Source organism: Bacillus sp. LK2, from assembly GCF_001043575.1.
Taxonomy (GTDB): Bacteria; Bacillota; Bacilli; order Bacillales; family Bacillaceae_G; genus Bacillus_A; species Bacillus_A paramycoides.
The window spans coordinates 13598-37705 of record NZ_LDUK01000013.1; the positions used below are offsets into that span (position 1 = coordinate 13598).

Annotated in this window: 22 protein-coding genes and 1 other annotated feature (1 of these 23 running past the window's edge); of the genes, 13 read left to right on the top strand and 9 right to left on the bottom strand. The window is 35.3% G+C overall.

Annotated features, from left to right (window positions below; genetic code table 11):
• Positions 1-15 precede the first annotated feature (15 nt).
• A complete protein-coding gene (locus tag VK90_RS30655) occupies positions 16-147 on the bottom strand; it encodes a hypothetical protein (RefSeq protein ID WP_376769444.1) in 132 nt (43 codons plus the stop codon).
• Positions 148-293: 146 nt separating this feature from the next.
• Here VK90_RS30655 and VK90_RS08765 point away from each other — a divergent pair, with 146 nt between their 5' ends.
• Positions 294-566, top strand: coding sequence for a DUF3917 domain-containing protein (locus tag VK90_RS08765; protein ID WP_000636596.1), 273 nt, complete (start codon positions 294-296; stop codon positions 564-566).
• A 50-nt stretch (positions 567-616) separates the two neighbouring features.
• Here the strand turns inward: VK90_RS08765 and mscL are convergent, their stop codons facing one another.
• The 3 genes from mscL to VK90_RS08780 all read right to left on the bottom strand — a co-directional run bounded on the left by mscL (position 617) and on the right by VK90_RS08780 (position 3258).
• Positions 617-1015, bottom strand: a complete 399-nt coding sequence (mscL, locus tag VK90_RS08770; protein WP_048372095.1) for a large conductance mechanosensitive channel protein MscL — start codon at positions 1013-1015, stop codon at positions 617-619.
• 128 nt (positions 1016-1143) lie between these two features.
• Positions 1144-2070 carry a Gfo/Idh/MocA family protein gene (locus tag VK90_RS08775; RefSeq protein WP_048372097.1) on the bottom strand — a complete coding sequence of 309 codons (927 nt, stop codon included), beginning with the start codon at positions 2068-2070 and terminating at the stop codon, positions 1144-1146.
• 99 nt (positions 2071-2169) lie between these two features.
• On the bottom strand, positions 2170-3258 hold the full coding sequence (locus VK90_RS08780; RefSeq protein WP_048372099.1) for a response regulator: 1089 nt from the start codon (positions 3256-3258) through the stop codon (positions 2170-2172).
• A 317-nt stretch (positions 3259-3575) separates the two neighbouring features.
• Between VK90_RS08780 and VK90_RS08785 the strand changes: the two genes are divergently transcribed.
• The 4 genes from VK90_RS08785 (at position 3576) to VK90_RS08800 (ending at position 12404) form a co-directional block, all read left to right on the top strand.
• Positions 3576-6575 carry an isopeptide-forming domain-containing fimbrial protein gene (locus tag VK90_RS08785; RefSeq protein ID WP_048372101.1) on the top strand — a complete coding sequence of 1000 codons (3000 nt, stop codon included), beginning with the start codon at positions 3576-3578 and terminating at the stop codon, positions 6573-6575.
• A gap of 32 nt (positions 6576-6607) precedes the next feature.
• Positions 6608-8272, top strand: coding sequence for a SpaH/EbpB family LPXTG-anchored major pilin (locus tag VK90_RS08790; RefSeq protein WP_048372104.1), 1665 nt, complete (start codon positions 6608-6610; stop codon positions 8270-8272).
• Between the two features lie 141 nt (positions 8273-8413).
• On the top strand, positions 8414-9229 hold the full coding sequence (locus VK90_RS08795) for a class C sortase (protein WP_048372106.1): 816 nt from the start codon (positions 8414-8416) through the stop codon (positions 9227-9229).
• A gap of 118 nt (positions 9230-9347) precedes the next feature.
• The gene (locus VK90_RS08800) at positions 9348-12404 is read left to right on the top strand and encodes a hybrid sensor histidine kinase/response regulator (RefSeq protein WP_048372108.1); all 3057 of its coding nucleotides are present in this window, start codon (positions 9348-9350) and stop codon (positions 12402-12404) included.
• A 52-nt stretch (positions 12405-12456) separates the two neighbouring features.
• On the opposite strand, the gene VK90_RS08805 is transcribed toward VK90_RS08800, so the two are convergent.
• Positions 12457-13137, bottom strand: a complete 681-nt coding sequence (locus VK90_RS08805; protein ID WP_048372110.1) for an ankyrin repeat domain-containing protein — start codon at positions 13135-13137, stop codon at positions 12457-12459.
• Between the two features lie 149 nt (positions 13138-13286).
• Between VK90_RS08805 and VK90_RS08810 the strand changes: the two genes are divergently transcribed.
• From VK90_RS08810 to VK90_RS08820, 3 genes are all read left to right on the top strand, one after another.
• Positions 13287-14744, top strand: a complete 1458-nt coding sequence (locus tag VK90_RS08810) for a sensor histidine kinase (RefSeq protein ID WP_048372111.1) — start codon at positions 13287-13289, stop codon at positions 14742-14744.
• 1 nt (position 14745) lies between these two features.
• Positions 14746-15435, top strand: coding sequence for a response regulator transcription factor (locus tag VK90_RS08815; RefSeq protein ID WP_048372114.1), 690 nt, complete (start codon positions 14746-14748; stop codon positions 15433-15435).
• A 175-nt stretch (positions 15436-15610) separates the two neighbouring features.
• Positions 15611-16696 carry a hypothetical protein gene (locus tag VK90_RS08820; RefSeq protein ID WP_048372116.1) on the top strand — a complete coding sequence of 362 codons (1086 nt, stop codon included), beginning with the start codon at positions 15611-15613 and terminating at the stop codon, positions 16694-16696.
• A 21-nt stretch (positions 16697-16717) separates the two neighbouring features.
• Here the strand turns inward: VK90_RS08820 and VK90_RS08825 are convergent, their stop codons facing one another.
• From VK90_RS08825 to acuA, 4 genes are all read right to left on the bottom strand, one after another.
• Positions 16718-17575, bottom strand: a complete 858-nt coding sequence (locus VK90_RS08825) for an alpha/beta fold hydrolase (RefSeq protein WP_048372119.1) — start codon at positions 17573-17575, stop codon at positions 16718-16720.
• Between the two features lie 143 nt (positions 17576-17718).
• Complete coding sequence (gene acuC, locus VK90_RS08830) at positions 17719-18885, bottom strand: acetoin utilization protein AcuC (protein WP_082147851.1); 1167 nt, start codon at positions 18883-18885, stop codon at positions 17719-17721.
• The gene (locus VK90_RS08835; protein ID WP_048372123.1) at positions 18882-19526 is read right to left on the bottom strand and encodes an acetoin utilization AcuB family protein; all 645 of its coding nucleotides are present in this window, start codon (positions 19524-19526) and stop codon (positions 18882-18884) included. Before VK90_RS08835 ends, acuC begins: the two co-directional genes overlap by 4 nt.
• Positions 19527-19543: 17 nt before the next feature.
• The gene (acuA, locus tag VK90_RS08840) at positions 19544-20176 is read right to left on the bottom strand and encodes an acetoin utilization protein acetyltransferase AcuA (RefSeq protein ID WP_000581395.1); all 633 of its coding nucleotides are present in this window, start codon (positions 20174-20176) and stop codon (positions 19544-19546) included.
• Between the two features lie 176 nt (positions 20177-20352).
• Between acuA and acsA the strand changes: the two genes are divergently transcribed.
• From acsA to VK90_RS08865, 5 genes are all read left to right on the top strand, one after another.
• On the top strand, positions 20353-22071 hold the full coding sequence (gene acsA / locus VK90_RS08845) for an acetate--CoA ligase (protein WP_048372126.1): 1719 nt from the start codon (positions 20353-20355) through the stop codon (positions 22069-22071).
• Positions 22072-22160: 89 nt separating this feature from the next.
• Positions 22161-22718 (top strand): maltose acetyltransferase domain-containing protein, encoded by a 558-nt coding sequence (locus tag VK90_RS08850; RefSeq protein WP_048372127.1) that lies wholly within the window; start codon positions 22161-22163, stop codon positions 22716-22718.
• A 67-nt stretch (positions 22719-22785) separates the two neighbouring features.
• Positions 22786-23241, top strand: a complete 456-nt coding sequence (locus VK90_RS08855) for a hypothetical protein (protein WP_048372129.1) — start codon at positions 22786-22788, stop codon at positions 23239-23241.
• Complete coding sequence (locus VK90_RS08860; protein ID WP_048372131.1) at positions 23222-23767, top strand: RNA polymerase sigma factor; 546 nt, start codon at positions 23222-23224, stop codon at positions 23765-23767. Before VK90_RS08855 ends, VK90_RS08860 begins: the two co-directional genes overlap by 20 nt.
• The gene (locus VK90_RS08865; protein WP_048372133.1) at positions 23748-23993 is read left to right on the top strand and encodes a hypothetical protein; all 246 of its coding nucleotides are present in this window, start codon (positions 23748-23750) and stop codon (positions 23991-23993) included. Before VK90_RS08860 ends, VK90_RS08865 begins: the two co-directional genes overlap by 20 nt.
• 77 nt (positions 23994-24070) lie before the next feature.
• Positions 24071-24108, top strand: a binding site (T-box leader); it runs 191 nt beyond the window's last position.

Consider the following 24108-nt stretch of genomic DNA (forward strand, 5'->3'; position numbering starts at 1 on the left):
GATTGCTGTGAGCTTTTATTCATATTCAGGATAATATTGTTTAACTACTGTATCTACATGTTCATGTTTCTTAACGTGTAAAAACCCTGCATATAATTCTTTTCCTGTCTCAAATGGTGTTTCATTTAATTCGAACACATGTAACACTTTTTGAAACCTCCTTAGTTTATGTTGGAAGACATTTGCTATAGATGGGGTTATTCCTTGTTATATGTCACATAAGTGCAAATTTAACTATTATAGGGCAATGTCATGTATAATAGAAAGAAAAGGCTTGTGAGGGGGGAGAAGAGATGATCGTTCTTTGGATAATTACGCTTTGCATGACTGCTATTTTTGCATATATGACGTTAAAACAAAATGGCTTAAAGCGATTTGTTCCAGGAAGTATTCTTGCAGGAATCGCCCTTATCACGTATGTAATTTCTATTTTTACTGAAAGTATTTCGATAGATTTAAGTACGAGTTTAATGTTTATCGGTATTACACTATTTGCAGGTAGCATTATGGTACTTATGGTTGCAGGTATTATTATATTTATTCATATGAATTCGGAAACGTTATAACATATAAAAAAAGGCATGCCCCGAAAGGGGCATGCCTTTTATCCGTTCAATTATGCTCTATCTTTAGAGGGATTTTGTTGTTTTAATAAGTCGCGAATTTCGCCAAGAAGAACTTCTTCTTTTGTTGGTTCTGGAATTTCTTCCTCTTTTTCTTCTTCTTTTTTCAACGTTAGTTTATTAAACAGTTTAATGAATAAGAAGATAGAGAATGCGATAATTAAGAAGTCGACAACTGTTTGAATAAATGCACCATATTTTACAACTGCGCCACCAAATGTAAAGGAAAGTCCTTTGAAGTTTATTCCACCAAGTAGTAGACCAATTAATGGCATGATAACATCGCCTACTAATGAAGAAACAATTTTACCGAATGCACCACCGATTACGACCCCGACAGCTAAATCCATTACGTTTCCTTTTAAGGCGAACTTTTTAAACTCATTCCACATGTGTTATTCCCATCCTTTCCACGATTCAATATGAAATTTATAATTCCTATCAACATATTCTATAGAAACTTTTGATAGAAATAAAGGGGAAATGGGAATGAAAGTAAATTCTGAAAAATGTATCCGTTTTAATTTTTCCTTGCAGCGTGCAGTAGAGATTGTAGCATTTGCTGAGATTTTAATCCTTCTAACCCATCTACTATAGGCTTTGTATCCCCATGTACACATTCGATGAAATGATGAACAGCATCTTCGAAGCCGCGTTGTTTTAACGTCGTTTCCCATGAGGGTGAACCACTTTGTGAAACGGAGTTTTCCTGCTCAATTTCAAATGTGTTCATATTTTTTACGCGAATGATTTTACCTGTCGTCACAAGTTCAATTTGTTCTAAATTTGTACCGGCATGGCGGTGCATCGCTGTAGAAAGTAAAAGTCCGTTTGCAGTTGTATATGTATGATGTCCGTAAAGAAGTTCATTCTTTTCATTTATTTGCATCATATTGTGAACGACGTTAAGGTCATCATCAGCTAGCCAGCGAGCAGTATCTACAATATGTAAGTAATCATCTAACATAGTAAAGTCATACGTATATGGCCCGACTTTATTTGTGCGGTGCTTTTCAATCCGAATCCATGAAATATCATTAGCCTGCTCTTTTGCAGCGACATACATAGGGACGAAGCGGCGGTTAAATCCAACCATTAATTTCCGATTGTACTTTTCACTCATTTCGACTAGCTTTTCAGCTTGTTCAGTAGTAGCCGCTAACGGTTTATCTACATAAACATCGATTCCCTTTTCCAAAAGTGTAGAAACAATTTCATAATGTGTAGCAGTTGAACTATGAACGAAGATTGCATCACATTCCGAAGCTAACGTTTCAATAGAATGGAAATCTTGAATACGATATTGCTGGCAAATTTGTTTTCTTTTCTCTGCGTTAGGTGTAAACGCCCCTACAAAATTCCAATTTGTTTCTTTTGTAAGTGTTGGGAGATAGGCTTTCTGTGCAATATTTCCAAGACCAATCATTCCGATTTTAGGTGTATTCATTTTATTCCCGCCTTATTATTCAATATTTATATGCCGGAATAAATGTAGCATAGGATAGCTGAGAATGGCAAAAATGAAGAATCTATATTGAGAGATTCTTTATATCATAGTAAGTTCGCTATCGCTTAATAATTTGTGTAGCATTTTTTCTTGATTTTGTTTAGCTGTTTTATTCCCTGTTTTAGCGTATAAGGAAATTAAATGGTGATACGTATTTTCTTCAAATGGATTCATAGATTGCATACGCATGCAAATATCAATTGCTTCAGTGTAATTCGCACCTTCTATATAAAAACGAATAAGGGAAAAGGCGTGTTGAAAATATAAGTTTTGTAATCTTGTTCTTTCTCCTTCGCTCCACCAATAGTCCATATCAATAAGGTAATCTCCAGTATATAAAGAGAGGAATGCAATGTATTTATCAAATGTATCGCTACATATTTCTTTTGGAAGCGCGGCTGCTGCTTGTTCGAATAGATCAACATCAATCAAAATGTTTTGTAAATCGAGTTTATATCCGTCATTCACTCGAGTAATGTTTACATTCATTTCGTAAGCATGGATGGTTCTTCGAATTTGATATATGGCTGAATGTAGATTTACTCTTGCTTGTTCTAAATCAGTATTTGACCATAGTAATTCAATTAAAGTATCTCTATTAATAACTTTATTTCGATTATGAACTAAAAATAAAAATAGTTCTTTCGCTTTTTTTGTGCGCCATTTTTCTAGGGGGATTTTTTTGTTTTTTTCATGATCTACATAATGTAACTCACCAAGGCAATTGAGTATCGAAGTTTCTATTGTAGCGGAATTAGTTGTTTCAATCGTCATGTTTTGCATAAGACGTTGAATAGTATTATGCAATCTTTCCCTCGTAATAGGTTTCATAATGTAATCCAATGCATAAATTTCAAATGCTTCAACCGCATAACGGTCATGTCCTGTAATGAAAACTATTTTTATATTTTTATGTTTTGATTGTAGTTCGCGGGCTAACATAACGCCATTTTTTTCAGGCATCTCAATATCAAGAAAGGCGACATCAATTGTATGACGTTTACTATAAAAACTAAGAGATTCACAATCATCAAAGCAAACGATATCTTTAAAAATTTGAAGTTCTTTTAACATCTTTTCAAGTCTTTGGAGTATTAATGGTTCATCATCAACAATAATTGCCCTCATAGTTCATTACCTCTTTCTTACAATCTTGTTTAATGATTTAACTCAAGTCATATCACCAATAAATATTTAGACAAAATAGGGGGTTTTTCATTCCTCTAAATATAACCATAAATATTCCATGGTAATTATTTGTAATTACTAGTATAAATGATTCTTATTAATTGTTATATATAATAAGTTGTTTAAATATTTTTATTTTTCGATTTTTGTTCAGTTTTTGTTCAGTGTCCCAATTTATACTTTGAGCGTAAAAGTAATTTGGCGAAAAAGGGGGAAATGGGGCGAGATAAATTTATGTTAAGTGAGAGGATGGAACGATGAAAAAGAACGTCACATTATTTTTGTTGCTTCTACTCGTGTTTCAAGTGATTAGCCCAGGGATAATAGCGGTTGCTGCTAATACGGTGGAAGCGATACAGCATAAGGTAACAACTAAATCGACAGGGAATATGTGTTTAAGGGAGCATGAAGGGGAGCTAAGTTTTAAGTGGCCGGCACCAAAACAAAAGAAAGTTGATTTTGTTATTGTGCAAGATGCAAGTGGAAGTTTAAAAAAAACAATGCCGGATGTGAAAAAAGCATTGGGCAATATCGTGGATCAACTAAACCCTGAGACAGATCGGGTGATGGTAACTAGTTATCAAGATTATAAGGGATATAAAGATAGTTATGGTAAGGTGCTTTCGAATAGTGGTCTTGGGATCAAAACAACCTTGCAAGCACAATTAACTAGTAACTTCACCCTTGCAAAGAATGGCATCAATACAATTACTCCGAATAGCGGTACACCAACTGCTAGTGGTCTTCAGTTTGCGTTAGCGGAGTATGAGAAAGCGAAGGGGCAAAACGACCCAGACCGAGAAACAGTTTTTCTGCTTGTTACAGATGGTGTTGCTAACATTCGAAAGGATGGCTATATTTATAAATTAACAAATCAAGTAACGGATGAGGATAAAGCTAAAGGTTATAAGTCGAGTGAATATGGGCAAGATTATGTAGGTGCTTTGAAGGAAGTAACTACAGAGGCTCAAAATATAAAAAACGCGGGATATAAACTTGTTACAGCTTTTTGGGAAGATAAAAATATGCTAGCAGCATCTGACCAATATTATGATAAATACGATACACAAGTAGGACCGTATGCAAGGCAAGAGTTAAAAAAGATGGCAACAAAATCAGAGTGGTTTGTTTTAGCGAATGATATTGAAGAGTTCACGAAGAATTTAATTGAAACCGTCACAAAAGTGACGAAAAAAGAAAAAGATAAGATGGTTTTAAATATTAATAATGATTTACTTGTAACAGGTGTGCAAGGGTCTGGTCTAAATGGTGTTAATACGAAACCTGTTCTACAAGGGAACCAGATCATTTGGGATTTAGACGGACAGCCGGAAGGAACGTATAAAGTCACTTATAAGGTGAAGGAAAAAACACCGCAATCGAAAGAATTTAACGTTGCAGATGGATATTTTATGTTCTTTGATCAAAAGTTTGATATTCAAACCGTCAAGGCACTTCCAAATGAAAATGCTACTAAGTGTACTACGGCGGTAACGAAAAAAGTTTCTGATTCAGATCAAAAATTGGTCGATGAGGCATTGTTAAATTCATTGCATGAAGAATTTGTATATGATGTCAATTACAACTTTGGATTTGACGTGGAGTCAAAACAAGAAATCGTTATACAAGATGATTTGGAAGATATTTTAGAAGTTTTAGATGCGAAATTGTTAAACGAAAAAGGCGAAGCTGTGAAAGTAACACCAGTTATAGATAAAGAGAAGGCAATTGTTACGTATAAGTTGCTGAAGCAAAGTGATTCGTACGCGCATTTAGCTGGTGGACAATATCGATTAACGATTAAAGCGAAGATAAAGATTGGTACAAATATCGATGTGATCAAAGGGTACCTAGATAAAGGTGGCGTTCCGAATACGGCAAAGCTCATTATAGATAACAATCCAGTTGTTTCTAATAAAGTCATTGTGAAGCCACCAATTGAAGAGCCGAAATTACGCAAGACTGTATCGGATGACGATGAAAAGAACGTGGAAAAGGCTACATTATCCAATGTAAAAGAGAAATTTGTTTGGAATGTGCAGTATGAATTTGGAAGTTCACCAAGTGGATACGATTCTATCGTTATACAAGATGATTTAGAAGATATTTTAGACATTTTAGATGTGAAGGTCATCAATAAAAAAGGTGAAGTCGTAAATATAAAACCCAAAATTGATGCTGCTAAGAAACATGTAATGATTGAAGTACCGAAACAAGAAGGAAGTTATGCGTATTTAACAGGTGAAGTATATACGATGCAAATTACATCTAAAATTGCTGATGGTGTAAATCAATCAGAATTAGCACGTTATATAGTAAAAGGTGGAATTCCAAATACAGCAGAGTTAGTACTAAATAATAAATCAGTGAAATCTAACGAAGTGTATGTGGTTCCTCCGAAGGAAAAACCGAAAGTAACAAAAACCGTTTCTACTCAAAATGAGAAAGAAGTGGAAAAAGGTACATTACAAGAGAGAAATGAAGAGTTTACTTGGAATGTAGCATACCAATTTGGCAATGATACCGCAAATTTAGAGAAGGTTACTTTACAAGATGACTTAGAGGATATTCTAGATATTTTAGATGTGAAGCTTATGAATGAAAAAGGTGAAGTTGTAAAAGTAACACCGAACATTGATAAGCAAACAAAGAAAGTGACAATTGAGTTAGAGAAGAAAGATGGTTCATATGCGTATCTAGCTGGTTTAAAGTACACGATGCATATTAAAAGCAAAATAGCAGAAGGTACACCAGTAGAGGTGTTAGCGAAATATATTGCAAATGGCGGCGTGCCAAACATAGCAGAGCTCGTATTTGATAATACGCCAATTAGTTCGAATAAAGTAGTTGTTATTCCGCCATCTATAGGTAAGATCGAAATTGAAAAGGTAGATGCAGCTGATGAAAATATTAAGTTGCAACATGCGGAATTTCAAGTTTTTAACCAAGAAGGGAAAGAAGTTGGAAAGTTAATTACAGATGAAAATGGCAAGGCTAGCTTAGAGAAATTACCGTTTGGAAAATATACGATTAAAGAAGTGAAAGCGCCGAATGGATATATGTTGCTCCGTGATCCAATTGAGGTCGAGGTAACGGCAGCGACACCTACACAAACGTTAAAAGTAGAAAACAAAAAAAGCGAGTGGGAAATTCCAAACACAGGCGGTGTTGGAACAAATGTATTTTATTTAATTGGTACTTTTTTAATGATTGTAGTTGTATTTTTGTTTTTCCATAAGAGAAATAGTAATTACTAGAATATTAAATTGGTAGAAGAGGAGAACGAGAAATGAAAAAGTTTTTAAGTATGTTTTTAATCTGTTTGCTAACATTTGCTTCATTGCCAAGTATATTAATAAAAGCAGAATCGAAAAGCCCAAGTAAAGGTACGTTAACAATTCATAAATTTGAACAAGAGCCGGCTGATAGTCCAGCTTTAAAAGAAAGTAACTCTAAAGGAGTAGAAATTCCTAAAGGTGCGAAGCCTTTAGCAGGAGTTGTGTATCAAATTAAACAAGTTGAATCATTTGGAACAATTTCAAACGATGGAAAAATCGTTAAAGAAGACATCAAACTAGTAAATGGAGTTCCAATTGAAATTGAAACTAATGAGGATGGAATTGCATTTTTTGACAATTTACCACTAGGTCGTTACGAAGTGAAAGAAATTTCTGGACCACCACATGTAAATATAGACACAAAAACATACAAAGTTGATATCCCGATGACAAGTGAAAATGGGAAAGTATTAACATATGATGTTCAAATTTATCCGAAAAATGAAACGAAACGTGGTGCAGTAGAATTAACAAAAATTGGTATGAAAGATAAAGCGTTAAAGGGTGTTCAATTCTCTTTATATAAAGAAGATGGAACAGAGTTAGAAAAAGGTTTGGAGACAGATGGAAATGGTAAAATTCGTGTCGGTAACTTATCGTACGGGAAGTATTACTTTTTAGAAACGAAAGCGCTAGATGGTTATGTGTTGGATACGAAAAAATATGAATTCTTCATTAAAGAATCAGGTGTAATTAATAAAGATGGTACAGTTACTTCTGGTGAAGTAGTTAAAGTTGATGTGAAAAACTATGAAGAACCAACAATTGATAAGAAGATTAATGGAGATTTAAACAATTTACCAATTAATACGAAGACGGATTATAACTATGATATTAAAACACTAATTCCAGAAGATATTAAGGATTATAAACATTATGTCGTAACAGATGTATTAGATAGTCGATTAGAAATTCAAGATCAACCAGTTGTAAAAATTGATGGTAAAGTAGTAGATGCAAGTGTTGTAGAAGTAGTTGTAGACGGTCAAAAAGTAACGGCTACTGTAAAAGATTTCTCTAAATTAGATAACAAAAAAGAGTTTCATTTGCAAATTAAAGCACAAATTAGAGATGGCGTAGAAACAGGAGTAGAGATCCCGAATACGGCAACAATTACTTTTAAAAACAAAGATGATATAACAGGTGAGAAGGCAACAAAACCAGTTATCGTTACTCCAACGACTGGTGGTATTACATTAACGAAAGTTGATGGAAAAGATGGTAAGAAATTAGAAGGTGCAGAATTTGCGCTGCAAGATACAAAAGGAAATCCAGTAGAAATCGATGGAAAGAAAGTAGTAGGTACATCTGATAAAAATGGTGTAATTACATGGAATAAGCTACCTTACGGTGAGTATCAAGTTGTGGAAACGAAAGCTCCAACTTATGAAAAAGAAGATGGTACAACAGGTAGTTATCAACAATTAAGAGAGCCAATTCATGTAAAGATTGATGCTGATCATAAAACAGTTACACTTACTGTAGAAAATAATAAGAGTGGATGGATTTTACCTTCAACAGGTGGTATCGGTACAATCTTATTTACTGTAGTAGGTCTTGTATTAATGATGATAGCAGCATTTGTTTTCTTTAGAAAAAAAGCAACAAATAATTAATAAGCGATTTAAATGGTAATGAAAAGAGGAGAGGGAGGCCTTTCCTCTTTTTCGGCATTTTAGCCCGTTATTTGAGGGCTAACAATCAGTGGGGTGAACAAAACCTACACTGATTAAAGTTTCACTTTATAGGAGGATATGATGAAACGTAACATTATATTTGGTGCTATTTTTTTATTGGGACTTTGTATTTTCTTATATCCAACAGTTAGTAATTGGTTAGCAACACGAGCTCATTATTCAGCGGTTAGTTCGTATGATAAAAAAGTAAAAGAGTTACAGCAAAAAGAAATTGAACGTAGGGAGAAAGAAGCGAATGAATATAATAAAAATGTCCAGACGACGTCACAGTCATTTTCGGATCCATTTAATGAAAAAGGGGGCGACGAGAGTGGACGTTCGTATGCAGATGTATTAAATGTAGGTGAGAGTATGGGGTATATTGAAATTCCTACAATTGATGTAAAGCTTCCAATTTATGCTGGCACATCTGAAAATGTTTTGAGCCGTGGAGTAGGACATATTAATACTTCTTCTTTGCCAGTAGGGGGAGAAAGTACGCATGCTGTTTTAACGGGGCATCGTGGTTTGCCTTCTGCTTTATTATTTACGGACTTGGATAAGTTGAAGAAGGGGGATACTTTTTACATACATTCATTAAATAAAGTGCTTGCTTATAAGGTGGATCAAATAAAAGTTGTATTACCAAATGAAACGAATGATTTATTAGTTGTGAAAGATAAAGATTACGTTACGTTAGTTACATGCACACCTTATGGAGTAAATACACATAGATTGATAGTTCGAGGGGAACGGGTTCCTTTTGAAGTGAAAGAAAAGGAAGCAGTTGTGGCTCAAGTGAATCCATTTGTAGTAGAAAAGTGGATGATTGGAATAGTAATCGTTCTATTATTTTTCATTGGAATGTTTCTTTATTTTAAAGTGAAAAAACGTTAAAGTACGAGTGAGAAAGCCCTTTTTTTGAATATAGTTATTATTAACACAATAAAGAAAGTGTGATATGTTATGGTAAATATTTGAAAAAAGTTCGTAATTTTATAAAGAGGGAATAAGTATGTCTAAAAGAAAAATATTGATAGTAGTATTCTTATTTATTCTTTGTATTGTCGGTTTTCGTTCCATTTGGTTTAAACAGTCTCTTTATATAAATCAACCGCATGCTGAAGAGGGGATAGTAAATTTATCAGATATAACATTTGGCGAAAAAAATTTAGTTACGTTAAATGGTGAATGGAAATTTTATCTGAATGTTTTACTTACCCCGGAGCAAATGAAGGGAAATAATAAAGATTATGAATATATTGATGTTCCGGGGAACTGGAAAGAAAAAGTTGATCGTACTCATGAAAAAGAATATGGCACGTATGCGCTATCTATCAAAGTGAAGAATTCGAATGAAAATTACGGCTTAAAAATACAGCGTGTTCATAATCAGTTCGATTTGTATGTAAATGGAGAACTTGTGAAGGAAAGAGGAAGTATTTTTAAACCGAATGATGTACATAAAACTTCACTTACACCGACTATCATAAAAGTTAAAGCGAATGCACAAGGTGTAATTAATCTTCTTATTCCTGTTACGAAAACGACACAAGAATCGAAACATGGCGGGATTACAGGTGGAGTGCGTTTTGGCAGTGAAAATGCTATTGTACAGGATAGCTTTAAAAATCTTATGATGCAAATTATTGCAACGACAATAGTGTTTTTACATGGTATATATGCATTTATCATTTTTGTGATGAAGCCGAAAAATGTTGAGATTCTATATTTTTCACTTGGTAGTATATTTGCAGGTCTTACATTTTTAATTACGGATGAACGTTTTTTGTTCTCTTTGTATGAATTTGAATTTTCAACATATATGAAAATTATATATATATCGTTTGTAGGGTTCGCTTTATTCATTTTACTGTATATGAAAAGGTTTTTACGAGGTTATGGGGATAATAAATTTATTTTATTTACCATCGTATTATGCGGAATTTATGTTTTCGTAGTATTGTTTTCTTCACCTAGACTAGTGCAAGATTTTGGATTTATATTATTTTTTACAACTATTATTCCATTCATTTTAGCAGCAATTATTGTTTTACGGGTGGTGGAAAGTGGAAAGCATGATTTAATCTTTTTACTTTTTACACTGATTAGTACTACTTGTGGAGTATTGTGTGCGAGTTTTAAAGAGTTTGCTTTCATTTATAGCATAGAGTTTGCGAGGATATTTGATGCGGATTTTTATCCATTTGATATTGTTATAGCGATGGTATCATTTTCGACTTTTTGGTTTATCCGATTCTTTCGTACGAGTGATGAGAATAGTGAACTGGTTGGAAAATTAAAAGAAGAGCATCATAAGAAAGATCAATTTTTAGCAAATACAGCGCACGAACTTAGAAATCCGTTACATGGGATGATGAATATTGCACAAAGTGTAATAGATGAAGAGAAAGCGATAAATGGTGAAAGTAAACAACATCTAAAACTATTAATGACAATAGGAAGGCGTATGTCGTATTTGTTGAATGATTTAATAGATGTTACAAGAATGGAGCAGAAAGGGATACCAATTCATAAGAGACCGGTTGATTTGCAACCAATTATTACAATGGTGATTGATATGCAAAAGTTTATTGGCGAAGAAAAGAAATTACAAATTATCGCGAATATCCCTGAACGGTTCCCATTTGTATTAGCTGACCAAAATCGTCTTATTCAAATTTTATTTAACCTACTTCATAATGCAGTTAAATTTACGGATGAAGGGGTTATTACAATTGATGTTGAAAAACGAAAAAATTACGCGGCTATTCAGGTTACAGATACTGGTATTGGAATTGATAAAGAAGCGCAAAAGCGAATCTTCCTGCCATATGAACAAGGTAGTGATTCATATGGTGAAAGTGGAGGATTTGGACTTGGGCTAAGTATTTGTAAACAATTAGTGGAAATGCACGGGGGAACACTTACTGTTACATCCGTTTTACATAAAGGCTCTACTTTTACATTCACATTACCACTTGCTGAAAAAGAAGAGATGCTAATTGTGTCAAAAGAAACAATTGAAAAAGTAGTGGAATTAAAACAAGTTGAAATGAAGGATAATAGAGTAGGGAATAGAAGGAGAATTCTTGCTGTTGATGATGATCCTATAAATTTAAAAGTATTAAAGAGTATATTACCACAAGATGAATATGAACTTGAAACTGTAACGACAGGAAGAGAAGTGCTAGAACGTTTAGAGATGGAGTGGGATTTGATATTGGTTGATGTAATGATGCCGAAAATGTCAGGTTATGAGTTAACAAGGATGATTCGTGCTCAATACTCTATTGCAGAGTTGCCTATTATACTGTTAACCGCTAGATCGCAGCCAGAAGATATCTACACAGGATTTCTTGCTGGGGCGAATGATTACATTGTAAAGCCTATAGATGCACTGGAATTAAAAGTGAGAATTAATGCATTAACAGAGTTAAAGCAATCAATTCATGAGCGAATAAGAATGGAAGGTGCTTGGCTTCAGGCGCAAATTCAGCCGCATTTTCTGTTTAATACACTAAATACGATTGCTGCATTAGGTGAAATTGATATTGTTAGGATGGAAAAATTAATTGTTGAGTTTGGGACATATTTAAGAGCCAGTTTTGGTGAAGAAGTGTTAGCGGAAACAGTCCCTATACAACATGAGTTAGAGTTAATTCAATCATATCTTTATATTGAAAAAGAGCGATTTGGGAAAAGAATACAAAGTGTAATGGAAATTGAAGATGGAATAGAATGTGTAGTACCACCGTTTTCTATTCAAACATTAGTAGAGAATGCTGTGCGTCATGGTATATTAAAAAAAGCAAAGGGTGGAAGCGTTCATATAAAAATAGAGAGTGTGAGTGGATTTATAAACATTTCGATTACGGATGATGGGATAGGCATGTCAGATGAAAAAATAAAAGAAATATTAGTGAAAAAACCGAATCAAAAACAGGGAATAGGTTTATTGAATACGGATGCACGATTAAAACAGTTATACGGAACTGGATTAGAAATAAATAGTGAACTTGGAAAAGGAACGATTGTTTCATTCCAGCTTCCTGTTGTTATGGATAAATAAGGTTGTTAAAAAATCCGAAGTGATGAGCGCTTCGGATTTTTTAGCGCATTTTTTACTTATCCCCCTCTAACAAAATCTTCTCTATCTCTTCAAAGTTATGAGCACGAGCATGTTGCAGCGGGGTAACACCATCATTGTCGGGAATATTTACATCTGCACCGTGTTCAATAAGAAGGCGAATGACTTGTTGCTGTGTTTCATCTCCGTTACTTAATACGATAGCTTCCATTAAAGCTGTCCATCCAAGGTTATTTACATGGTTTACATCGATATTTGTTCGAGCGAGGAGTTCTTGTATAACATCGAGATAACCGTGCTCTGAGGCTGGAATAAGAGCTGTTCCGCCATAACGATTCGTAAGAGCTGGATCCGCACCAGCATCAATCGTTAGTTTTAAAATGTCTAAGTAACCTTCCGCACCGGCGTATAGAAATGGGTTGTTTTTCATATCATCTTGTATATTTACGTCAGCGCCAGCATCGATAAGGGCTTTTGCGGTTTTTATATCATTTTTGTATGTAGCAATCATAAGAGGAGTACGTCCTTTACCGTCAGTTATATTTATATTTGCCCCTTTTTTTAGTAATGCTATAACAGTGTTAGTTTCTTTTTTCTCAGTAGCTGATAGTAGTGCTGTCTCCATGTTTGTCATCTCCTTTTTCACTTCTTGTTCTTGCGAGCAGCCTTGTAAAAAAATTACGCAACATATCATGCTTAATGTTTTTTTGAACACGGAATTTCAACCTCCTAATTTCAACTGTAAAATAAGAACATTAAATTTTTATAAACTGACGCTAAAATTACTATAAAATCGCTTGAGTATTTGAACATATATTTTTATGCTTATGAATAATAAGGATGGATAAAGTGAGGATGTAAATGATGTCTATTAAAACGAGGTTTTTATTTTCTTATATTGCCGTTATTCTCGTTTCTATTACGCTCATATTAGTCGCGGGATTTTTAATTGTATTTTCGATAACAGGTGACTTGGAATCGGTGAAAAATTTCTACAAAAGCTCTTATATTCAAAAGCCGCTGACGGCAGAGGAGGAAAATACTTTTCTTGAATTGAAATTAGCGGCAAAGCAGCATCAATCTCAACTATTAGATGAATCGTTCGTGTCATCTATTGAAAAAGAAGATGTGAAAATAGTTGTAAGAAAGGGAGAAAACATTTCATATGCTTCAAAAGTATTTGAAAGCGTAGCTTTAAAAGAAGCTCTTCCAAAATTTGAATCAGCAAATATTAATAGTCGTGGTACAACGGAACTAGGTGATACATTTTACCGATATGTAAAATTCGATTTTTATTTTTCGCCGAATGAAGAAGGGAGTATATTTGTACTAAAAAAGCAAAGTTCTTTTGTAGATCTGACACAAAAATTATTTCCGATTTTATTTGTAGCGTTATTACTTTTAGCTATTTTACTCATTGGACTATTAAGTTATTTCGTCTCAAGAAGTGTAATAAAACCAATCTTTATATTGAAAGATGCGACAGAGAGAATTAAAGAAGGGAATTTAGATTTTCAAATTCCAGTTACGTCACATGATGAGATGGGTCAATTAAACCAAGGATTTGAGGAAATGAGGAGGAAGTTAAAAGGGTCGATTGAGATGCAAACGCAATATGAAGAAAATCGAAAAGAACTTATTTCAAACATCTCTCACGATTTAAAAACACCGATTACATCTATAATAGGGTATGTTGAAGGAATAAAAGATGGGGTAGCAAATACGCCGGAAAAAATGGATAAGTACTTAACGACTATCCATACGAAAGCAAAACATATGGACACGCTCATTGACGAACTATTTTTATTTTCAAAGCTAGATTTGAACCGAGTTCCATTTCAGTTTGAAACGATAGAGTTAAATATGTTTATGCAAGATTTAATAGAAGAGATGCAGATGGATTTAAGTGAAGAAGGTATATCTGTATACTTACAATTACAGCATGTATCACCGCTATATGTAATAGCGGATCGTGAAAAAATAAAGAGAGTTATATCGAATTTAATTCATAATAGTGTGAAGTACATGGATAAAGTTGAGAAAAAAATTACCGTTACAGCATCAAGTAATGAAAACAAAGTTATCGTGAAAGTGAAGGATAATGGATCAGGAATAGAATCTGATACACTTCCGTATATTTTTGAGAGATTTTATCGAGCGGAGCAATCACGAAATTCTAGCACTGGTGGAAGTGGACTTGGTTTAGCGATAGCGAAGCAAATTGTTGAAGAACATGGTGGGGAAATTTGGGCAGAAAGTAAGCTTGGAGAAAGCACAAGTATTTTCTTCTCGCTGCAAAAAGTACAGGAATGTGGTGAATGAATTGAAGAGAGTTTTACTAATTGAAGATGAAGTAAGTATTGCAGAATTACAGCGAGATTATTTAGAAATTCATGATTTTCAAGTTGATGTAGAGCATTCTGGAGAAACAGGCTTACAAAGGGCTTTACAGGAAGACTATGATTTAATTATTTTAGATATTATGCTTCCGAAGATGAATGGCTTCGAAATTTGCAAACAAATACGTGCTATAAAAGACATTCCTATTTTACTTGTTTCAGCAAAGAAAGAAGATATAGATAAAATTCGCGGACTCGGATTAGGTGCGGATGATTATATAACGAAACCATTTAGTCCAAGTGAGTTAGTTGCAAGAGTTAAAGCACATATTTCTCGTTATGAAAGATTATCAGGAAATATGGTTAAGCAGCGTGATACGTTATACATTCACGGGATTTCTATTGATCAGCGAGCGAGGAAAGTTTTTATAAATAATAAAGAAGTTGCGTTTACAACGAAGGAATTTGATTTATTAACATTTTTTGTAATGCATCCAAATCAAGTGTTAAATAAAGAACAGTTATTTGAACGTATTTGGGGATTAGATTCAGCTGGTGATTTAGCAACAGTTGTTGTTCATATTAGAAAGTTACGTGAAAAAATTGAAAGAGATCCTGCTCATCCGCAATATATTGAAACAGTGTGGGGAGCTGGTTATCGTTTCAACGTGTAGTGAACCTGTCGAGAGATTGACAGGTTTTTTTATTAGAAAAAATGAGATTAAAAATATATTATCTTTATTTTATCTTTTTTTAATAATTTATTTATAGGCAATTTATACCCGCTATTTATTATTAATATCACAGGAAGCAATGAAAATATTGATCATAAATTTGGAGGGTATAGAGATGAAAAAAATGAAATTTTTAGTACCAGCAGTAATTGGATTTACAGTGCTTGTAACGGGATGCGCGCAAGGTGAAACGAAGGCGGAATCAAAACAAGCAACGAAGCAAGAGGCAAAGAAAGAGAAGAAAAAACAACAAGCCCAAATTACGAAACTAGAGCCATTAAACGCAATGACATTACAATTAACGGTTTCTAAACCTTTATCAGAAGAGGAAGTGAAATTAGAAAACTTAGATGCAATTAAGAAAAACTTCGTGTTTAGTAATGGCCTGGAAATTGTGAATGTACCGAGACTAAAAACAGGGGCAACGAGTACATATATCGTACCTGTAATGGTGCAAAAACCAGGTGAAAAATATACGTTAAGTTATAAGGGTGGAAAAAAGGAAAAATTTGAAGGAAGTTCGGAAAAGATTAATGTCCGCCAAGCGAAGCAAGTGACAAATGATACGTTTGAAATTGAATCATTTTTAGAAGATGGTGTGACGGATTATGCAAATGTTATTGAAGCGTATAAAGCAGGAAGAGGTAATCAAGCCTTCCAATTAGATGATGAAAATAAAGATAAAGACGGTAAAAAATATCAAATAATTTCTTCACTTCGTGATAGAAAACTAACGATTACAGCAAGTTCAGGTGAAAAAATTGAAGTTGGATATGTTCCGTTTACACAAGCGGCAGATGGTAGACAAGCACCTAAATTCCGATTACCTGCTGGCCAAATATTGAAACCAGGAACAGAGTACACAATTACATCTGATTGGGCAACAGTTAAAAATCCGAAGTTTACTGCTTCGTCTATCGCTCCGTTAGTAATTCAAAGTGCAGAAGCAATAGATAATAAATCTATTCAAGTTACATTAGACAAAGATCCGAACATGGAACTTTTTGCTGGTAGAAAAGTAGAATTACAAAGTGAAGACGGAAATAAAGTAGAAGCACAATATCGTTTCAGCTCTCGAAAAGGTGCAGTAGGAATCTTTGATTTACAAAACGGCGCAACTCTGCAACAAGGGATGAAGTATACAGTTGTACCAATGGGAGGCTGGGCGACTGGCGAACAAGTTACATTTGTAGGGAAATAAAATATGAAAAAAGTAGCAGGTTTAGTACCTGCTACTTTTTTGGTGTAACGATTTATAAAATTCTTGAATAGAAGAAGTGAACTTAGTGACTTCTTCTACAAAAGGATAATGATTACTATGCTCAAATGGAACGAAGATAGAATTAGGCATGCCCTCATGCATCTCGATAGAGTATTGAATAGGGCACTGTGCATCGTGCCTTCCGCAAGCAATAAGCGTCTTTGTTTGGATAGAAGGTAGATACTCTCTCAAATCAAATGAAGGATATTCTTGAGAGAAAGCATTCATCCGGCTGGCGGACATTGTTTTTTGGATTGGTTTACAAAAATAAGAGTTATAGTTTTCAGGGGTACATAAAGATAATTTTGTTCGTTTAGTAGATAGTTCTTTTCTTTCTTCATTTGTAAGATGGGGGCTTTTTAAGTTCTCGATAAGCTCTTGCATATAATGAAACTGTGGGTGTGCTGGGTGATAAATACAAAATGATGTTTCGGTATAGTTACTGGCTGAAGCTCCAACGATAACTAATGATTGTAAGGAATTTGGGTATGTAATCGCGTATAGAAGTCCAAGCATACCGCCTGTTGAATGACCAGCGAAATGCCATATAGGAAGTTGTAAAGCTTCTTTTATCGCTTCTAAGTCATGAATTGTTTCGATCATACTTAATTCGTTTTCTGACTGTGCTTTTACAGAGTGACCAGCGTCTCGTAAATTAATGAGGAATACACGATGTGTAGAAGTGAAAACATCTGCAAAGTAATCGCCAGTTTCATTAAATTGTGAATAGTGATGTGTAATGCAAAGTGGTTCACCATTTCCTTTTATAAAGAGTTCGAATGTACCGCGTTTTGTATTGATTATTTGTTGTTTCCACATGATATCACTCCTTTTCTTATTAGAGCCATGGATAGTTCGTTAGCAACTCGAAATATATCAACGATTTTAAAATATATCGATTTACCGAAAGAAACCGACAATAAAATAAAAGGAGACCGTTCAAAAACGAGCCTCCTTTCTGTTCAATACAAAGATTTTTTCATATTATTCCGAATAATTTCAAGGGATTTCGCTACAGTTAATGCGTTTTTTTCTTCAATTTCAAGTTTCCGAGGGATAGGTTTATACATGTTGTCTGGATCTTCCCATGTGAGGGGAAGTTCTGTTTCTGCTTGTCCTTTCCAAGCATCAATCCATTCTGGAGGGAGATAACCTGAGATGTTTTGGATGTTGTTCATTTCGAGCCAAATGAGTGCCCAAGCTCTTGGTACGACGCGCCATAAGTCGTAGCCACCGCCGCCGACAGCAATCCAGCGACCGTCGCAATATTCATTAGCGATTTCGCGAGCGAGCTTCGGTATTTCACGGTAAATGTTCATCGTTGCGCAAAGGTGTGTAAGTGGGTCGTAATAATGTGCATCGGCACCATTTTGCGTTAAAATAATATCCGGTTTAAAGTATGCTGCAACTTCTTTTACAACAGTTCGATACGAGTCTAAAAACGATTCATCTTCTGTAAAAGCATCGAGCGGAACGTTAAAAGAATAACTATAGCCATTTCCTTGTCCGCGTTCATTTACAGCACCTGTTCCAGGAAATAAATAACGCCCAGTTTCATGTAATGAAATGGTGCATACGTTAGGGTCGTCGTAAAATGACCATTGTACACCATCACCGTGATGAGCATCTGTATCAATATATAAAACGCGTAAACCGTATTTCTTCTGAATATATTTCATTGCGATAGAGCTATCGTTATAAATGCAAAAACCAGACGCTTTGCCGCGAAAGCCATGGTGTAAGCCGCCGCCTAAATTAAGTGCATGTTTCACTTTTCCGGAAAGAACAGCATCTACAGCTGTTAACGTACCGCCAACGAGTAATGCGCTTGCTTCATGCATATTTGGGAACATCGGTGTATCTTCTGTTCCGAGCCCATATGTCATAGCAATTGATTTTTCTAACTTTCCTTCTCCAGCACGTTTTACCGCATTTATGTACTCCTCTGTATGAATGAATGCAATTTCTTCATCTGTAGCCATTCTTGGTGGAATGACTTGAGAAGGGGAGATAAAACCACTTTTTTGTAATAAATCGTACGTAAGTGTGACGCGCAGTTGGTTAAAAGGATGTTCAGGGCTAAAAGAATAGCCCCGAAAGTCATCCGAATAAATGAAGGCGCTATTCATGCTTGCATCCCCATTATGTTCGGCCATAAAACGCGATAGCCTTCTGTTTCAAGTGCTTCAATCACCCTTAAAGGATTCATCGTTTGAATGCGGAAAACAAGTACTTTATCATTCTCATCTTTTGCTGGATAGACGAGAACGCTCACAATATTGATTTGTAAATCGCTAAAAATAGCAACTACCTTTCCGAGAATACCAGGTTCATTCTTCACTTGAATTTCAATTTGCGAACTAGGCTGATGTGCCCCTGTTAATTTCACTAATGTGTGTAGTACTGTAGATTCGGAAATAATTCCTACTAGCTTTCCAGCCTTTGTAACAGGGAGACAGCCAATTTTATTTTCAAAAAATAAAGTAGCAATTTCCTCAACGAAATCAAGAGGATGGCAAGTCATAACAGGCTGTTTCATAATAAGTTCGAGCGGTTGTTTCAGCATACCCAGTGGAACTTGTTCATCAAGAATTGATGGACTCGCATCTCTTACATCTCGATCAGAAATAATGCCTACTACGTGATTATTTTGATCGACAATTGGAATGTGCCGAATACCTTTCGTACGTATCGTTCGGATTGCTGTTTCGATTGTGTCATCTGGATGTAATGTTACTACATTTTGATTCATAATTTCTTCTACAATCATTCCAGTTGCCCCCTTTATTAATACATAAAACGATTGTGAAAACGTAGACGATCGAATGCTTGAATGGAATCCGTATCGACGCGCTTACCGATGCGAACCATTAAACAGTTAGCGGGGTGTGAACAAATTTCAGGATCGTCTGTAGCCATCCATTGTAAACCACCGGCATTCATCATTTTTTCCATTACTTTTCGGTATTCCCAAACATTTAAGCCTGTTTGTTTTAAATCCCAGTGCCAATAATATTCAGTCGTTAATATAATGTAATCTTCCATATGATCATCCATCATTGAAACTTCTAATAAGTTTTTTCCGACAGAGCACCCGCGAAAGGCTGGGACAACTTCAATTGCCCCAAGTTCAATTAAGTTTTCAATTTTTCCTTCTGACCATCGTTCGAGCGGATCAGGATATAAGTATGTAACATATCCAACGATCGTTTGGTCATGTCTAGCAATAATGAGACGAGCTTCTGGCAATTTAGAGATTTCGACAATTGCTTTATATTGCTGCTCGGCAGGACGAAACGCAACTAAGTCTGGATGAAATTCATACATTTCAAGATTATGTGTAGAGACAGGACCTTCAATAATTAAAGTTCCTTTCGCTGTTTTTAAGTTTCTGGCATTATATATTTTTTTATGAATCAATGTATTGCTCACCACCTTGAGGGTTTGTGAATCTATTAATATCGTACTTTATAATATATGCGATGTGAATCGAATTTTGTCATTAAAAATTTGTCTAAAAATCAACAAATATACTGAAAATTTTAAATAATATCATTATAATAGATAATAGAATACATAGGAGGGGGATGTAAAGTATGAAAGTAGAAACGCTTCCTGTCATTAAAGGGGAAAATAATTTGCCGAATTATGAAGAGGCATACGCAAATTTTAACTGGGAAGAGGTTAATAAAAATTTTACTTGGAATGAAACAGGCCGAGTGAATATGGCGTATGAGGCAATTGATAAGCATGCGAAATCCGATCGAAAGAATAAAGTAGCGCTTTATTATCAAGATGGATCGCGAAAAGAGAAATATACATTTAAGGAAATGAAGGATTTTTCTAATAAAGCAGGAAATGTCCTGAAAAACTATGGCGATGTTGAGAAAGGCGATCGCGTTTTTATTTTTATGCCGCGTTCCCCAGAATTATATTTTGCACTTCTTGGTGCAGTGAAATTAGGGGCTATTGTTGGACCGCTATTTGAAGCGTTTATGGAAGGTGCAGTTCGCGACCGCTTAGAAGATAGCGAAGCAAAGGTGTTAATTACAACTCCTGAATTGTTAGAGCGCGTACCATTAAATGATTTACCTGCTTTAAAAACAGTCTTCCTTGTTGGAGACAATGTAGAAGAAGGCGGTAAAACTGTAGCGTTCAATCCTTTATTTGAACAAGCTTCAAAAGAATTACATATCGAATGGTTAGGCCGTGAAGACGGTTTAATTCTTCATTACACATCTGGTTCTACTGGTAAGCCAAAAGGTGTGCTTCATGCGCAAAACGCAATGGTTCAGCACTATCAAACGGCGAAGTGGGTATTAGATTTAAAAGAAGATGACGTATATTGGTGTACAGCTGACCCGGGCTGGGTAACTGGAACAGCTTACGGTATTTTTGCACCGTGGTTAGTGGGGGCATCAAATGTTATTTTAGGTGGACGCTTTAGTCCAGAAGCGTGGTACGAAGCGTTACAAGATTACGGTGTAACAGTTTGGTATAGCGCACCAACAGCGTTCCGTATGTTAATGGGAGCTGGACAAGATGCAATTAAAAAATATGATTTATCACAAGTTCGTCACGTATTAAGCGTTGGTGAGCCGCTAAATCCAGAAGTAATTCGCTGGGGGATGAATGCATTTGGACTTCGTATTCATGATACGTGGTGGATGACAGAAACAGGTGGACAAGTTATTTGTAACTACCCTTGTATGGAAATCCGTCCAGGTTCAATGGGTAAACCAATTCCAGGCGTGAAAGCAGCGATTGTTGATAATGAAGGAAATGAAGTGCCTCCATACACAATGGGTAACTTAGCAATTGCAAAAGGTTGGCCATCTATGATGCGTGCGGTTTGGAATAACCCGCAAAAATATGAATCTTACTTCATGCCGGGAGATTGGTACGTATCAGGTGACTCTGCCTATATGGATGAAGATGGATACTTCTGGTTCCAAGGACGTATTGATGATGTCATTATGACGTCAGGAGAGCGCGTTGGTCCGTTTGAAGTAGAAAGTAAATTAATCGAGCATGCTGCTGTTGCAGAAGCTGGTGTAATCGGTATTCCGGATCCAGTTCGCGGAGAAATCATTAAAGCATTTATCGCGCTTCGTGCAGGGTACGAACCATCTGAAGAATTAAAAGAAGAAATTCGTCAATTTGTGAAAAAAGGTTTAGCAGCTCATGCAGCGCCACGACAAATTGAATTTAGAGATAAATTACCGAAAACGAGAAGTGGTAAAATTATGCGCCGCGTATTAAAAGCGTGGGAATTAAACTTACCAACAGGCGATTTATCGACGATGGAAGATTAAGAGAGAAAGGTCTGAACGATGATACGTTCAGACCTTTCTTTTTTATGTTATCATAAACTTATATATACGTGTTGGAAGGGGAGACGGAAATGAAAACAGAAAAAGAAAAGATGATACAAGGGGAAATGTACATACCAGCTGATCCAGTTTTAGTACAAGACAGGGAGCAAGCTCGTATATTAACGAGAAAGTTAAATGATACACCAGAAGTAAAATTAGAAGAACGTAGTGCAATCGTAAAAGAATTATTCGGAACGACAGGAGATAATATTCACATCGAGTCTTCTTTTAAATGTGATTACGGTTATAACATCCATGTTGGCGAAAATTTTTACGCAAACTTTGACTGTACGATTTTAGACGTATGCCCAGTTACAATCGGAGTGAACTGTATGTTAGCTCCAGGTGTTCATATTTATACAGCGACGCACCCGCTTGATCCAGTAGAACGCATAAGCGGATCAGAATACGGAAAGCCAGTTACAATTGGTGATAACGTATGGATTGGCGGAAGAGCGATTATTAATCCAGGTGTAACAATTGGAGACAATGCCGTTATCGCATCTGGCGCTGTTGTAACGAAAGATGTGCCGGATCATGTAGTAGTTGGCGGGAATCCTGCAAAGATTATTAAAAAAATAAAATAATATTTGAACGAAGCGTCTTCCTCGTCTGTATACATTTATGAAAGAATAGATGAGGGAGGCTTTTTATATGTCTAATAAATTACTTCTTACTTTTGCTTTAGTTGGAATTATAGTTGTATTTTCTTGTGGAATGTTCTTGCCAATGCCAATTGGATTTAAAGTTTCAATGTTTACAGCTGGAGTCATGATGAGTGTTATGTTTTCAATCATTATTCCGTTTGATAGAAAATATATAGTACGGAAAAAAGGATATAAAATCGATTTTACCAAAACAAAAGTGTATTTTCGCTGGAATGTATTCGATACGATTTCGGTCTGTCTTGCAGTGTATGCATGTGTATGTGTGCAAGCGTTAAATATTTTAGTTTCAAGCGGCCATACAATTCAAAACCCGTATGTTCAATTTTTTACGAATCAATCACAAGTATGGATTATTGTCGCAATTTGCTATTTAATTTCCCGAATTTCATTAACGTTAAAAGGAATAAAGGAGATCAAAAATCATGGCGCAGATTGGGATTGAGGAGGAACTCATGCTTGCGTACCAAAGTGGAGATAAGCAGGCTGGGGAGAAACTATACGTTTTAATTAAACCAGCACTATATACATTTTTGTATCGTTTTAATCGGGATGAACAATTAAGTATCGACCTTGTACAAGATACATTTTTGACGTTAGAACGCAAGAAACATATGTATGAAATCAAAAAAGGGAAAATTAAAACGTATTTATTTCAAATCGGTTATCGTCTTATGATTAATAAATTAAATAGAAGAAAAAAGTGGCGTACGCTCTTACCGTTTTTAGTACCAGTTCAGGAGATAGAGTTTTCACAAGAAGACCGTCTTACAGTAAGAGAAGCGATTTTGAAAGTTCCCGAAGAACAGCGAGCTGTCCTTATTCTTTCTTATTATCATGATATGCAGCAAAAAGAGATTGCAGAGATATTAAACATTCCTATTGGAACAGTGAAGTCGAGGCTCCATAACGGGATAAAGAAATTGAAACAATTGCTGGAGGTGGATGAAATTGAGCGAAAATCCCTTTAAGAGTGAATATAAATTAAAGCAGCATTTAGATAGTGACCATGTAGAAATACCGGATTTTCCAAAAACGGTAAGTCGATTCGATCGATTACTTGGATTTCTTGCTTCTCCGGCGAAAGATCCTGTGGAAGCTACGATTGGAAATGATTTATCGGTTGTGTTTCATATCTCACTATTAGTCGGTGTTCCAATTCTTTCTTTGATTACGATATTCCTTGCGACTTTGTAAAGGATTGGTAGGAAAAGAACTCACACCTCTATTTGACATGCTTATATAAATGATGGTATAAAGAAAAGTATATGAATAATTGAGCGTGGAAAGGGAGAAGTAGTGATCATTTCCC